Here is a 12,422-nt window from a genome sequence, read left to right on the forward strand (position 1 = left end):
GTAAAGGTACGGTTGTCACATGGCGAAGCGAGGAGACAGGGGCGGGGCGAAGACGCGGGCGCATATCGCCGCCGTCGCGACAGAGCTGTTCCTGGAGCGCGATTTCGACGACGTCACCGTCGCCGAGGTCGCCGCCGCGGCCGGTGTCTCGAAGGTGACGGTGTTCGCGCACTTCGATCGCAAAGAGGATCTCGCGCTCGACAGGCTGCCCGACGCCGTCGGCATCGCCAGGGCCGCGATCCGCGAGCGGCCGGACGGCGTGGGTGTCGTCGAAGCCTTCCGCCGGACGGCTCTCGCCCTCGCGGAGGAACAACATCCGCTCTCGGGACTGGCCGAGGGGGGCGATCCGCTCGCGCGCACCGTCGCCGGTTCGCGGGCGCTCATCGCACGGCTGCGCGAGTTCGAGCACGAGATCGAGGCGGAGCTGGCCGACGAGCTCGAGAACGACGCCCGGTTCTCGGGCGACAGCGAGCTGGTCGCCGCGCTGATCGTCGCGGCGTACCGCACCGTCGCCGTGGCGACGGTGCGGCGCCGTCTCGCCGGAGACGACCTCGCCGCCGTGGTCACCGCGCACTGTGAGCGGCTGAACGCCGCTTTCGGCGCGCTGTCCACCGCCTTGCAAGGCTGAGCTCATGTCGGCTGGGCGAGGGTCGGGCCGCACCAGATGCGGGAGCACCTGATGCGGCCCTGTGGCGGGGTCAGCGCTTACGCCAGATCGAGACCTCCAGATCGGTGATCTCGTACCGGCGGCCGTCGACCCTGGTCAGGCTCGGCTCCGTGTCTTCCGACAGCAGCTCGAACGCCTCGCCGAGGACGTTCGCGAGTTCGGCGGCCGACGCGCGCGGGAGCGCCACGAGCAGCAGCCCTCCGGCACGCAGGAGGTTCGCCGAACCGACGAGCGGTCGCAGGTAGCCCGCCGCGCCGCCGAGCCGGTCGAAGGCGTCCGCCACGACCGCGCCGTCGAAAGTGCCGAGAGCGGCGGGTGGACGGGCGGTCTCGGCGAGGACGAACGAGACACTGCCGCCCGCCGAGAGCGACGGCCGCCGCGCGTGCAGCTCCCCGCGTCCCGGCACCCGGTAGCCGACATCCGTGCCTTCGCCAGCGAGAACGCCAGCCCGCCCGCCGCGGTGGCGAGATCCGCGACCCGGCGTAGCTCGACGCCGGCCGCGGAAGTGTCCCTTGTGGACACTCGGAACGACTGGCGCCCCTAGGTCAGTCCAGAACCACGCCGCGAAGGCACCTTTCGACCTTGAAGCCAGCGAAGGGGTCCTTCACCCCTCAATAACCCGACACCACTCACGAGGCGGTCAGCAGTTCTCCAGGAAATGCCGCAGCACCCGCGTGCCGAACCGCAGCCCCTCGACGGGGACGCGTTCGTCGACACCGTGCGCCATCGCGCGATAGGGGAAGCCTTCCGGCAGCCACAGCGGAGCGAACCCGTAGCAGTCGATCCCGAGCGGGCTGAACGCCTTCGCGTCCGTCCCACCGCCCATGCAGTAGGGGACCACCACGGCTTCGGGATCCTCCGAACGCAGCGCGTCCGCCATCGCGTCGAACCACGGCGAATCCACCGGAGCCTGGACCGGCGGCTGGTGCGCGACGAACTCGCGGGTGACGCCTTCGCCGAGCATCGCGTCGATCTCGGCGAACAGCTCCGTCTCGGCACCGGGGAGGACACGGACGTCCACCTGGGCCTCGGCCGAACTCGGGATCACGTTCACCTTGTAGCCCGCGTCGAGCATGGTCGGTGTCGTGCTGTTGCGGACCGTCGGCACCACCAGCGCTCCGGCGGGCCCGAGCCGTGCGATCGTCCCGTCCACATCGGACAGATCGACCGGGACGCCGAGCGCTTCGCCGGTGCGCTCCAGGAACGCCTGGACCGTCGGGGTCAGCTGGATCGGCCAGCGGTGCGCGGCGATCTTGCCGAGCGCGGTGACCAGCCGGGTGACGGCGTTTTCGTCGTTGGGGCGCGATCCGTGCCCCGCGCGGCCCTTGGCGGTCAGCCGCAGATGCGCGGTGCCGCGTTCGGCCGTCGCCACCGGATAGAGCCGCACGGTCCGGCCGTCGGCCGCGGGGACGTGGTAGCTGTAGGCCCCCGACTCGCTGATCGCGGCCGCGCAGTCGTCGAACAGGTGCCGGTGCTCCGCGGCGAGCCAGTGCGCGCCGTACTCGCCCTTGTCCTCCTCGTCGGCCACGAACGCCAGCACGATGTCCCGTCGAGGCCGGAAACCGATGGCGAGGGCGGCGAGGACCATCGCGATGAAGTCCTTCATGTCGACCGCGCCGCGACCCCAGAGGAACCCGTCGCGGACCTCACCGGAGAACGGGTCGACCGACCAGTCGGCGGCGTCGGCGGGGACGACGTCGAGATGTCCCTGCACCAGCAGCGCGGGCAGGCTCGGGTCGGTGCCCGGGACGCGTGCGATCACATTCGCGCGCCGGTGCGCGGACTCGATGATCTTCGCGCCGATCCCGAGCCCGGACAGCAGCGACGCGACGTACTCGGCCGCCTCGCGCTCGCCCTCGGAATCCCCGTTGCCCCGGTTCGTGGTGTCGAACCGGATCAATCGCGAACAAACCTCGACGACATCCATCTCAGTGTTGTTTCGGGAACCCTCATCCGCGATCACGTCGCCAGGGCGCACCTTTTCGTCGCCTGCCGCGTCTTCGCCGAGGGCGCCCTGCCGCCGCGATAGCGGGGCCTGCGGCCGGGCGGGTTCCGTGTCGGCAACTTGGCCGGGAAGCTCGCCCTGCGTTTCCATCTCAGCCATAGATACCCTGCACCGCCCCGGCCGCGATCGCTGTGACGATCTTGAACGCCTTCATCGCTTCGGTCATGTCCGGCGCGTCGAAACCGACCCGCCGCACGCCGATCTGTTCCACCGTCGGGATCACCGCCGCCGCCTGCGCGAGGTGGCTCGCGTCGAACTCCACCTCGATCCGGTGGGGAGTGGTGAACCGTTCGACCCGGCCCGCCCGGTTCATCGCGTCCGCCGCGGCCGAGGACAGCAGCTCGGCGGTCCTCGCGGGAGGGAGGCAGATCGCGGCGTAGCGGCTGATGCACTCCTTCACCGTGACCAGTTCGGCCTCGGGCGCGTAGTCCTGGGCGTCGTCGCAGGCCTTATCGTCGCCGGAGACGACGAGCACCGGGACGCCGTACTCGGCGGCCATCGCCGCGTTGAGCCTGCCCTCGCTGGCGGGGACGTCGTCGAGCCATACGCCGGTGATCTGATTCTCCAGGTACGTATGGGACAGGACGCCGTCGAAACCGGCACCGGCGTGGTAGCCGAGGAAGACGACGCCGTCCACGCCGGTATCGATCCCCTGCATCATCGAGAGCGGCTTGTGCCTGCCGGTGAGCATTCGCGCCCGGCCGTCGAGGTCTTCGAGGAGGAGGTTCCGCTGGGACGAGTGCGCCTCGTTGACCAGCACGTCGGTGGCGCCGGCGTCGAAGAGGCCGGCGATGGTGGCGTTGACGTCACCGGTGAACAGGCGCCGGAATCGCTGCCACTGTTCCGTGCCGGGGATGACGTCCTCGGTCCAGGTGACGCCGGTGGCGCCCTCCATGTCCGCCGAGATCATGATGCGCATGGAGGGCACCCTAACCGAGGCTCTTTGCCCTCGCCGCCGGAATCAGGGCCAGGAACCCGAACGCGGGTAGACCGCCCAAGCGCGTTCCCAGGCCGCGGCGCGGTGCCGGTCCAGCACCAGCCGGACGACCCGGTGGAGCAGGACGAGCGTGGCGACCACCGCGAACCAGAGCCAGAGGCCGACGAGCACCGAATCGAACACGGCCGTGGACGCGCTTCTCGGGGCGGCGGTGAGCTCGCCGCGGGCGTCGGTCCAGATCGGCACGGGCGATCCGGCGGGGCTGCCCTGCGTCGCGAGGACCCCGCCAGTGTGCCGGGTGCCGCGCGAGTCGGTCCAGGTCGCCTCGGTGGTGGGATCTTCGGTCCCGACGCTTTCGCTGTCGACGATGCGGACGGGCGCGGCCTTCAGCAGATACGCGGTGGTGGCCTGACGTCCGGCCGCTTCGGCGGCGGCCGCGGTCACCTGCCTGCCGTGGTTGGCGGAGCCGACGGCGGCCGCGACGGGGATGGCGAGGAGCGCGGCGAGGATGACGAGTTTGAGGATGAGGGCTTCGAAGCGGTCGGAGCCGCGGGCGAGCGAGTTGTGACCGGGGAAGAGCCGTCGCCGGAACCGGGCGATCGGACCGCTGGACCCGTGCACGAGGAACCCCATTCCCTCAGACCGCGAAAACCTCCGGTCTCGATTCTCGGTCACCGGGGCGTCCTTGTCGCGGTATGGGGACACAGACCACTCTGTGAACCCGTACACAACTTTTAATTCGTTTTGCCCGTTCGCATTCCCCGGCTACCGTCTACGCCATGGGGTTCTTCTTCTACATGTGATTCTCGCCTTCGACGCGGCCCTGGCGTAGAGCCTTCGCTCCGCCGGGCCGCGTCCTTCCGTGTGCTCTTTTACTTCCGAGAATCCAGGAGGACGCCCCTATGCGTACCCCGCATCGAAATTCCGGAACACAACTCGTGCTCTCCGGTGTCACCAAACGTTTCGACGACCATGTCGTGCTCGACCAGGTCGGCTTCACCGTCAAACCGGGCGAAAAGGCCGGGGTCATCGGCGACAACGGTTCGGGCAAATCCACCTTGCTCAGGCTGATCGCCGGCCACGACCGGGCGGACAACGGCACGGTGACCGTCACCGCGCCCGGAGGCGTCGGCTACCTCCCGCAGACGTCGGAGCTGCCCGGCACCGCCACGGTCGGGGACGCGATCGACCTCGCGCTGGCCGACATCCGGGAGCTGGAGTCCCGGTTGCGAGCGGCGGAGAAGTCGCTCGCAACCGCCGAAGACCTGGACGTCTACGGCGACCTGACCGCGGCGTACGAAGCCCGTGGCGGCTACGAGGCCGATGCCAGGGTGGAGGTCGCCTTGCACGGGCTCGGGCAGCCTGGTCTCGACCGCGGTCGAGCGCTGGGCAGCCTGTCCGGCGGGCAGCGGTCCCGGCTGGCGCTCGCCGCGACGTTGGCCGCGTCTCCCGAACTGCTGTTGCTGGACGAGCCGACCAACGATCTCGACGACGAAGCCGTCGCCTGGCTGGAGAACCACCTCCGCGGGCATCGCGGCAGGCTCGTCGCGATCACCCACGACCGGATGTTCCTCAGCCGGGTCACCACCACGATCCTCGAGGTCGACGCCGATCGCCGGACCGTGCACCGCCACGGCGACGGCTACCCCGGTTACCTCGCGGCGAAGGCGGCGGCGCGGGCCCGATGGGTCCGGGAGTACGAGGTCTGGCAGCTGGAGATGGCCCGTCAAGAGCGGCTGGCGGACGTCAACATCGACCGGTTCTCGGCGATTCCGCGCAAGGCGCCGGCTGCCTTCAGCGGGGCCGGTGCCTTCCGGGCCCGTTCCCGGGCGCACGGCGCGATGAGCCGTATCCGGTCGGCCCGGGAGCGGATCCAGCGGCTCGAGGCCGACCCGGTTCCGCCTCCGCCGCGACCGCTCCGGTTCACCGGGCGGATCGACGCGGGGGAGGTGGAGGCCGATCGGTACGTGGTCGAGGCTGACGGTGTGTCGGTGGACGGCCGTCTGCCGCGGACGTCGCTCTGCGTGCTGCCGGGGGAGCGGGTGCTCGTGACCGGACCCAACGGGGCGGGCAAGACCACCCTCATGCGGGTGCTCGCCGGTGAACTGGCGCCGTCGGCAGGCTCGTCGGAGCGGGCGGGCCGGGTCGGGTTCCTGCACCAGAACGGCGGGCTCGGCGACGACACCCGGACCGCCATCGCGGTCTTCGCCGGCGACGGTGACGAGGAGGAGGCCGCCGAGAGGTTGCTGTCACTGGGCCTGTTCCGGGCACCGGATCTGCGCAAACCGGTCCGGGAGCTGTCCGTCGGACAGCGCCGCAGGCTGGAACTGGCCAAGCTGGTGACGGCCAGGACCGATCTCCTCCTGCTCGACGAGCCGACCAACCATCTCGCCCCCGATCTGGTGGAGGAGATGGAACAGGCGCTCGCGGACTACTCCGGCGCGCTCGTGGTCGTCACCCACGACCGGCGGCTGCGGCGGACGTTCGAAGGCAGGCGCCTCGAACTCGCGTCCGAACCGGTGGCCGTCTGATGTGGACGGTCAGCTCAAGGGCGCGAGCGGCCCGTCCACCTTCGCCGGGTTGAGACAGCTGTTCAGGCCGTCGACGAGAGAGCAAGTCCCGGGTCCACGTTCGAGCCGGTAGCCCTGCGGAACGCCACCCGCCGTCACCAGAGCCTGGTACGCGGGAACGGCGTCCGTGGGGCGCCGGGTCAGCGCGGGATCGGTGAGCGCGTCCACTGTGTACAGTCCGAACCGGGCACGGTAGCTGCCCCATTCGTAGTTGTCGGTGAGGCTCCAGTAGTTGTAGCCGATGAGGTTCATCCCGTCGGCCTTCGCCCGCTGGAGCCAGTACACGGTGTCGCGCACGTGGTCGCCGCGGGTGTAGCCCGCGTCGCGAAGCCTGCCGTTGTCGGTCGCCATGCCGTTCTCGACGATGTAGAGCGGCAGGCGCGGGAACCGGTTGTGATAGCTGCGCAGCGCGTAGTAGATGCCTTCCGGCTGGAGCTTCACGTCCCAGAACTTGTCGCTCGCGGCGGCGAACACCGTCCAGTTGTCGATGCTGAGGCCGTAGTAGTAGTCGATGCCGATGAAGTCGAGCTTGTCCTTGACCTGGTCGAGGAAGAACCAGTCGGCCATCCCGTTGACCCCGGTGATGTAGGCCTGGTTGCTGGTGACCTTCGAGGCCGGATCGATCTCGTGGATGAGGTCGTAGGCCCGCCGGTGCGCCTGGACGACGTTGGACTGCGCCGCGAAGTACCGCGTCGGGCTCAGCGCGCCGACCTTCTGCTCGTTCTTGAGGAAGATCAGCGGTTCGTTGAACGTCACCCAGAGGACGTCCTGCCCGGCGTAGCGCTCGACGATCTTCCGGCTGAACTCCAGCCACGCGTCCGCTGTCCGGGTCTCGGCCCAGCCGCCCTGGTCCAGCGCCCAGCCCGGGTAGACCCAATGGTTGAGCGTGATCATCGGCGTCATGCCCGCGGCGCGGACCTGCCGGAGGACGTCGTCGTAGAAGGCCAGCTCGCTCTCGTCCCACCTGCCGGGCGAGGGCTCGACGCGAGCCCACTCGACGCCGAAGCGGTAGGTGTTGACGCCGAGCCCGGCGGCCAGGCGGATGTCGTCGGCGTAGCGGTGCCGGAAGTCCACGGAGTCCCGGTACTCGTCGACGCCGTCCTTGCCCGCGGAGCGGTCCACGAACCGCTTCCAATTGCTGTCCGGGGCACTGCCTTCGGACTGGTAACCCGACGACGCGACACCCCAGTAGAAGTCACGGGACCAGTCGTCATCCTGCGATGCGGACGCGTTCACAGCCGAAAGTGTCGCGCATAGTGAGACGGCGACCGCCGAGGCCAGTACCCGGCGTAATCTTCTCCGATGCTCCGGCCACTTCGTCGAACGTTCACCGGTGTCCGCCATCTTCCGGACGTTAACGTGAGTGAACGGCGTAAACAAGCGGCCGTCCCGGGGACTTCGACGATGACGTTGGGGAGATGATCGACTTGACCGGCAGCACGGTCCGCCATGCCGTCTATCTGCCGCCTTTCGGCCCGTTCGGTGAGCCGGCGGTGCTCGTCGACCTCGCCGTACGCGCCGAGGCGGCGGGCTGGGACGGCTTTTTCCTGTGGGATCACGTGGTCGCGGATACCATGCCCATCGCGGATCCGTGGACCACGCTCGGCGCGATCGCGCACGCGACCAGCGGACTGCTGTTCGGGCCGATGATCACGCCGCCCGCCCGGCGCCGCCCGTGGGTGGTCGCGCGGCACGCGTCGACGGTCAGCAGGCTCTCCGGCGGGCGGCTCATCCTCGGCACCGGTCTCGGTTCGGACGAATCCGGTGACTTCAGCCGGTTCGGTGAGCAGACCGACCTGTTGACCCGGTCGGCGATGTTCGACGAAGGCCTCGACGTCATCCGCGCGATCTGGTCCGGCAGGCGGTTCGACCACGACGGCGCGCACTATCAGGTCGCGCTGGCCGAGTCCCCGCCCGAGCCGTTCCCGATCCCGATCTGGGTGGCGAGCTCGACCGACAATCCGCGCGTCGTCCGGCGAGCGGCGTTGTGCGACGGGATCTTCCCGAACCCGGAGGACCACACGCCGACCGCCGAGGAGATCGCCGAGACCCACCGCGCCCTCAATCTGGCCGGGCTGGAACCGGGCCGCCCCTTCGACGTCGCTGTCGCGGGGAACGCGAGCCCCGCGTGGGAGGAGCCGATCAAGGTCGACCTGCCCGCGCTGGGACAGGCCGGGATGACGTGGTGGATGGAATCGCTGATGCACCACGATCCGCTGGAGCTTTCGCAGAAGATCGTGGACGCGGGCCCGCCGCGGTGGTGATCCGGTCACCTCGGTCGTGAGTGGCGTTTCGGGTTCTTGAGGGGCAAGGCAAACGTGCCTTGGTCGTGGCCGCGTTGCGAAAGTCGCTTTCGCAACGGTCAAGGTTGCGAAAGTGGCTTTCACAACGGCCGGCCCACGGCTTCCCCCGTATCGACACCCGGACCACCACCCAGGCAAGCGATCACCCGACACGTATGCCTTACCCCTCGACAGAACCCGAAACGCCACTCACGACCACCTGGACCGACGCCTCGCCGCCGCTTCCCTCCACAGTGGACTCACGCTCCACTCCTCGCCGGATTCCGTTGCTCCAAAAGACTTCAACGCCCTTGGGGTGGCGCTCACCTTTGGTAGCGTCACCGAAGGCATCCTGCGAACCAGTGATGCCCGGGGGAGGGGCACGATGGCTGACGAGCCGGACGGGACGAGGCTGGACGGGCACCACGCGATGCACCTGGAAACCGGGGTCGCGCTGATCAACGCCTTGACCGGGGGACACGTACACGGCAGGCCGAAGCCCGCGCTCGGCGGCCACGACCTTGTTCGCGCCGCCACCGAGGCGCTCGGTGACACGCGATCCGGGAACGGCCGGGTAGACCTCCTGGCGGCGGAACGGCTGCGAAATCTCGCGTCGCGGTTGCGGGAGATCATCGAGTCGCTCTTCCGCGGCGAACCCGACCAAGCGGCCGGATTGCTCAACCAAATGCTCGCCGACAGCAAGGCCCGCCCGTACCTGCACCGCCACGGCGAACAGTCGTGGCATCTGCATTTCCACAGCCCCGAGGCCGACCTCGTCCAGCAATGGGCGGCCGGGCTGGCGGTGTCGGTGGCCGCCGCGTTCGGCGAGCACATCCCGCATCGGGTCGGGCTGTGCTCGGCGCCGAGGTGCGATCAGGTGTACATCGACGCGAGCCAGGCGCAGATCAAGCGGTTCTGCGGGCTCGCCTGCCAGAACCGGGTGAAGGCCGCCGCGTATCGAGCCCGCGTGCGCCGGTCAGGGTCGTGAGCGGGGCGGCGTCGCGTCGATGTACCACTCGCGACTGAACACGAGACCGAAGAGCGGCGCGGGAAGCCGGGTCACGACGCGCATCAGGGGTGCCAGCCTGCCGTTTCCCCTCACCTGCGAAGAATGGGCGGCGATCGCCGCCTGTTTCTGGCGTGCGAAGCGCCGGACGTCGAAGGTGTGGGTGATCTCGGACCGGGCGCTGTAGGCGCGGAGGAGTACGTCGACGTCGTAGCGGAACGGGATCCGCGACAGGCGCACGATCCGCACCAGGCGTGCGACGGCGTCGCGCGGGATGGTCGCTTCCAGTAGCCGGACACCGTCGGCGAGTTCGGCCGCCCGCTTGCCGACCTCGTGCACCTTGACGTGGTCGCGGTGGCCGTAGCCACCATTGCGGTCGTAGCTCAGCAGCACGGACGCCTTCTCTTCCCGGAGGATCGCCACGAGCCGCGCGGCCGCTTCGTCGGTGCTCGCGCGGACGAAGCGGACCCATCCCGGCGGGTCCGGGTAGAGGATCGCGCCGTGGCCGCTTCCGGCGTAGCCGAGGTGCACGACCCGCGCGACGCCGAGAACCTTCGCGCTCGCGTCGAGTTCGGCCCGGCGCGACTCGTCGACGCCCTTCATGCCGATGGTGGCGACCACCAGGACGACGCGGTGCCCGTCCGCCGCCGCGTGGGCGAGGGTGCCGCCGGTGAGGAGGGCTTCGTCGTCGGGGTGCGCGTGGAAGGCCACGATGGTCGTCACGCTCCGAGCATGCCCGAGGTCGGTGAAACAGTCGGTGGTCAAGTCTTGACCGTCCGTCGAGCCCGTGGGTAATCTCTCCTTTACTTTCCAATAGTAAGGAAAGTTTCCTATTTAATCCCGCCGCCCTGACCGTCGGCGCACCAACGCCGGTGCCGCCGACGCGAGAGGAGAAGCCGAATGCGTTGGGACAAGATCCGTCTCCGGGTGACGGCCGCACTGGCCGCCGGACTGCTGGCCCCGATCGCCACCGCGAGCACGTCGATGGCGAACGAGACCGCGACAGAACCCGCAACGCAGGCAGCCGCCGCGCTGCCGCCGGGAAGCCCGGCGGCGATCAACGGACAGCTGAAGGTCTGCGGCCTCCAGCTGTGCAACTCCGCGGGCAAGCCGATCCAGCTCCGTGGCATGAGCACGCACGGGATCCAGTGGTACAGCCAATGCGTGAAGACCGCTTCGCTCGACGCGCTGGCGAACGACTGGAAGGCCGACGTCCTCCGGATCTCGATGTACATCCAGGAAGGCGGTTACGAGACCAACCCGCGCAAGTTCACCGACATGGTGCACGGGTACATCGAAGAAGCCACCAAACGAGGTCTGTACGCCCTGGTCGACTGGCACCAGCTCACCCCCGGCGACCCGAACGCGAACCTCAGCCGCGCGAAGACGTTCTTCACCGAGATCGCCCAGCGGCACAAGGACAAGACCAACATCATCTACGACATCGCCAACGAGCCCAACAACGTCAGCTGGGACCGCGTCCGCAGCTACGCGGAGCAGATGATCCCGGTCATCCGTGCCCAGGACTCCGACGGCGTCGTGCTCGTGGGCACCCACGGGTGGGGCTCGCTCGGCATCTCCGACGGTCGCAACGAGACCGACATCATCAACAACCCGGTGCGCGCCAGCAACTTCATGTACACGTTCCACTTCTACGCGGCGTCGCACAAAACCGAGTACTTCAACGCGCTGAGCCGGGCCGCGAGCAAGATCCCGCTGTTCGTGACCGAGTTCGGCACCCAGACCGCCAGCGGTGACGGCGGGAACGACTTCACCAACTCCCAGAAGTACCTGGACTTCCTGGCGTCGAAGAAGATCAGCTGGACCAACTGGAACTTCTCCGACGACAGCCGTTCGGGCGCGGTGTTCAAGCCGGGCACCTGCTCGGGCAGTTCGTTCACCGGCACGGCTCCGCTGAAGCCCGCCGGTGTCTGGATCCGGGACCGTATCCGCACCGCGGACAACTTCCCGACCTCCTGATCCCGGGGAGCGCACGTCAGGAAAGGGGCTTTCAGGACGGAAAACGTCTCGAAAGCCCCTTTCCTGACACCTCAGCCGAGGGGTTCGAAGTCGAGCGTGGCGAGGCGCTCCGGGCCGGAGAGGATGTCGATCTCCGCGATCTTCCCGTCCACGACGGTGAAGGCGAAGAGCGTCTGCGGCACGCCGTCCTTGGTGACGACCATCCCGGCCGCACCGTTGACCAGCACGGGCCGCGACACCCCGCCCGCGCCGAACTTCCGGAACATGAGCGCCTGTCCCGCGACCTGGGCCGCCCCTCGCACGGAGCGTGAGGTCCCCGCGGGTACCGCGCCGCCCTCGGCGCGGAGCACCACGTCCGGGTCGAGCACCGACACCAGCGCGTCGAAGTCGCCGTCCCGGGCGGCGGCGAAGAACGCGTCGACGACTTCCCACTGGCGGTTCAGATCCGCGTCCGGGACCGTCGGCGAGCCCTGCAGACGGCGGCGGGCCCGGCTGGCGAGCTGCCTGGTCGCTCCCGGAGTCCGGCCCGCGATCGGCGCGATCTCGTCGAAGGGCAGGGCGAACATGTCGTGCAGGACGAACGCGAGCCGCTCGGCGGGGTCCAGCGTGTCGAGCACGACCAGGAGCGCCAGCCCGACCGAATCCGCCAGCAGGACCTGGTGTTCCGGATCGATCCCGCCCGCGCGGCCGATGATCGGGTCGGGAAGCTGTGCGCCGACCGGATCCTCGTGCCGCGACTTGCGCGAGCGCAGCATGTCGAGGCAGATCCGGCCGACGACGGTGGTCAGCCAGCCGCCGAGGTTGTCCACGTCCTCGCCGCCTGCCCGGCTGAGCCGCAGCCAGGACTCCTGCACCGCGTCGTCCGCCTCGCTCAGCGAACCGAGCATCCGGTACGCCACCGCCCTCAGGTGCGTCCGGTGCCCCTCGAAACGCCGTGCCAGCCAGTCGTGTTCGTCCACGGTCCCCATCCTTCTC

General features: G+C 69.2%; 12 protein-coding genes. 5 read left to right on the forward strand and 7 right to left on the reverse strand.

Annotated elements, in window-relative coordinates; genetic code table 11:
* Window positions 1-19 precede the first annotated feature (19 nt).
* Window positions 20-628, forward strand: a complete 609-nt coding sequence (locus BKN51_RS11985; RefSeq protein ID WP_101607715.1) for a TetR family transcriptional regulator — start codon at window positions 20-22, stop codon at window positions 626-628.
* A gap of 70 nt (window positions 629-698) precedes the next feature.
* Here BKN51_RS11985 and BKN51_RS11990 read toward each other — a convergent pair whose 3' ends face one another.
* From BKN51_RS11990 to BKN51_RS12005, 4 genes are all read right to left on the reverse strand, one after another.
* Window positions 699-1,073, reverse strand: coding sequence for a hypothetical protein (locus BKN51_RS11990; protein ID WP_233223352.1), 375 nt, complete (start codon window positions 1,071-1,073; stop codon window positions 699-701).
* Window positions 1,074-1,307: 234 nt separating this feature from the next.
* A complete protein-coding gene (locus tag BKN51_RS11995) occupies window positions 1,308-2,771 on the reverse strand; it encodes a M20/M25/M40 family metallo-hydrolase (protein ID WP_255414888.1) in 1,464 nt (487 codons plus the stop codon).
* Window positions 2,764-3,591, reverse strand: coding sequence for a M55 family metallopeptidase (locus tag BKN51_RS12000; RefSeq protein WP_101607716.1), 828 nt, complete (start codon window positions 3,589-3,591; stop codon window positions 2,764-2,766). Before BKN51_RS12000 ends, BKN51_RS11995 begins: the two co-directional genes overlap by 8 nt.
* 42 nt (window positions 3,592-3,633) lie before the next feature.
* Complete coding sequence (locus BKN51_RS12005) at window positions 3,634-4,284, reverse strand: Rv1733c family protein (protein WP_233223350.1); 651 nt, start codon at window positions 4,282-4,284, stop codon at window positions 3,634-3,636.
* 227 nt (window positions 4,285-4,511) lie between these two features.
* On the opposite strand from BKN51_RS12005, the gene abc-f reads away from it, so the two are divergent.
* Window positions 4,512-6,140, forward strand: a complete 1,629-nt coding sequence (gene abc-f / locus BKN51_RS12010; protein WP_101607718.1) for a ribosomal protection-like ABC-F family protein — start codon at window positions 4,512-4,514, stop codon at window positions 6,138-6,140.
* Between the two features lie 9 nt (window positions 6,141-6,149).
* Here the strand turns inward: abc-f and BKN51_RS12015 are convergent, their stop codons facing one another.
* Window positions 6,150-7,415 carry a family 1 glycosylhydrolase gene (locus tag BKN51_RS12015; protein WP_101607719.1) on the reverse strand — a complete coding sequence of 422 codons (1,266 nt, stop codon included), beginning with the start codon at window positions 7,413-7,415 and terminating at the stop codon, window positions 6,150-6,152.
* Between the two features lie 182 nt (window positions 7,416-7,597).
* On the opposite strand from BKN51_RS12015, the gene BKN51_RS12020 reads away from it, so the two are divergent.
* Window positions 7,598-8,443, forward strand: a complete 846-nt coding sequence (locus BKN51_RS12020) for an LLM class flavin-dependent oxidoreductase (RefSeq protein WP_101607720.1) — start codon at window positions 7,598-7,600, stop codon at window positions 8,441-8,443.
* A gap of 403 nt (window positions 8,444-8,846) precedes the next feature.
* Window positions 8,847-9,449 carry a CGNR zinc finger domain-containing protein gene (locus BKN51_RS12025; protein ID WP_101607721.1) on the forward strand — a complete coding sequence of 201 codons (603 nt, stop codon included), beginning with the start codon at window positions 8,847-8,849 and terminating at the stop codon, window positions 9,447-9,449.
* Here the strand turns inward: BKN51_RS12025 and BKN51_RS12030 are convergent.
* A complete protein-coding gene (locus BKN51_RS12030) occupies window positions 9,438-10,190 on the reverse strand; it encodes a PIG-L deacetylase family protein (protein WP_335645070.1) in 753 nt (250 codons plus the stop codon). The genes BKN51_RS12025 and BKN51_RS12030 overlap by 12 nt on opposite strands.
* A 177-nt stretch (window positions 10,191-10,367) precedes the next feature.
* Between BKN51_RS12030 and BKN51_RS12035 the strand changes: the two genes are divergently transcribed.
* Window positions 10,368-11,447: a glycoside hydrolase family 5 protein gene (locus BKN51_RS12035; protein WP_101607723.1), complete on the forward strand. Its 1,080-nt coding sequence runs from the start codon at window positions 10,368-10,370 to the stop codon at window positions 11,445-11,447.
* 71 nt (window positions 11,448-11,518) lie between these two features.
* Here BKN51_RS12035 and BKN51_RS12040 read toward each other — a convergent pair whose 3' ends face one another.
* The gene (locus BKN51_RS12040; RefSeq protein WP_101613184.1) at window positions 11,519-12,406 is read right to left on the reverse strand and encodes a sigma-70 family RNA polymerase sigma factor; all 888 of its coding nucleotides are present in this window, start codon (window positions 12,404-12,406) and stop codon (window positions 11,519-11,521) included.
* Between the last annotated feature and the right edge of the window lie 16 nt (window positions 12,407-12,422).

The organism is Amycolatopsis sp. BJA-103 (assembly GCF_002849735.1).
Lineage (GTDB): Bacteria > Actinomycetota > Actinomycetes > Mycobacteriales > Pseudonocardiaceae > Amycolatopsis.